At 44.7% G+C, this 1,307-nt stretch carries 2 protein-coding genes and 1 pseudogene; all 3 read left to right on the top strand.

All coding sequences use genetic code 11. The features are described 5' to 3' along the window. A pseudogene (locus V7L97_RS12755) lies at window positions 1-216 on the top strand (phosphonate C-P lyase system protein PhnL); the annotation flags it as partial. Beyond that, the gene (locus V7L97_RS12760; protein ID WP_333656587.1) at window positions 206-1,069 is read left to right on the top strand and encodes an alpha-D-ribose 1-methylphosphonate 5-triphosphate diphosphatase; all 864 of its coding nucleotides are present in this window, start codon (window positions 206-208) and stop codon (window positions 1,067-1,069) included. The pseudogene V7L97_RS12755 and the gene V7L97_RS12760, both read left to right, overlap by 11 nt. Next, window positions 1,018-1,307 (top strand): amidohydrolase family protein (locus V7L97_RS13220; protein ID WP_442891850.1); only part of this gene is annotated, 290 nt, incomplete at its 3' end. The genes V7L97_RS12760 and V7L97_RS13220, both read left to right, overlap by 52 nt.

Genomic DNA, 1,307 nt, shown 5'->3' on the forward strand with positions numbered 1-1,307 from the left:
ATCGCAAGGGCGATTATATGGAAGCCGAGGCTCTTGCTTCTTGACGAGCCGACAGCCTCCCTCGATAAGGATTCCACTGCCATCGTTATGGAATTGCTGAAGGAACTGAGAAACGAAGGGACTTCAATGGTAGGCATATTTCATGACGGAAGACTTATAGAGTCCATTACAGACAGGACATACAGAGTGAATCCAGAGAGTAAATATGCAGAATAGGGATTTTGTTATAGAAAATGCCACAGTAGTTTTACCTTCAGGGATACTAAAAGGTGCATCAATTAAAATTGAAGACAGGATTATCTCAAAAATTAGAGAGGGTAGTATAAATTCCAACCAGAACAGAATTAATGCGCAGGAGAGATTTTTACTGCCCGGCTTCATAGACCTCCACAGTGATGCCATAGAAAAGGAGATAGAACCGAGGCCAAACAGCTTCTTCCCTGTAAACATTGCTCTCTTTGAACTTGACAAGAAACTTGCGGCCTGCGGAATAACAACCATATTCCACGCCCTGTCCTTTGCAGAAGGCGAAATCGGGGTGCGGTGTAACAATACGGCTTCGGAGATAATAAAGGAGATAAACCGCCTTGCGCCAAAACTAAATGTAAAAACTAAAGTCCATGCGCGCTTTGAGATAACAGATGACGGCGCCATACCATATCTGGAAGCGCTCTTGCGAGACAGGTATGTCCATCTCTTTTCATTGATGGATCACACGCCAGGGCAGGGACAGTTTAAAGAGGTCGCATCATTCAAAAATTACTACGGGACGGTTTATGAAAAAAGCGATGCAGAGCTTGCAAAAATCATAGGCAAAAAACTGTCTGCAAAGGAATCCGTAAAATCGCGCATAGATTATGTGGTTGACCTGTGCAAATCCATGAACATTCCCATGGCGTCCCATGACGATGACTCAGAAGAAAAAATCCTGTGGCTCAACGAGATGGGGATCAGGATATCCGAATTCCCTGTGAAGATGGAAGCAGTGAGGGCTGCAAGAAATAATGGAATTTATGTATGCCTCGGCGCCCCCAATGTCTTGAGGGGGATTCACAGGCAAAAAACCTGAGTGCGAGGAATGCCATATCGTCTGGTTATGGAGATATATTATGTTCCGATTATTCGCCTATGACCATCTTGCATGCTGTATTTACGATTGAAAGGCTCGACATCCTTCCGCTCCATGAGGCAGTAAATATGGCAAGCGCCAATCCTGCAAAGGCAGTGGGAATTTCCGATAAGACAGGTTCCATAGAAGAAGGCAAAGAGGCTGATTTGATCCTGGTGGATATATCAGATGAGGTTCC

The organism is Dissulfurispira sp., assembly GCF_036745535.1.
In the GTDB taxonomy this organism is placed as follows: domain Bacteria; phylum Nitrospirota; class Thermodesulfovibrionia; order Thermodesulfovibrionales; family Dissulfurispiraceae; genus Dissulfurispira.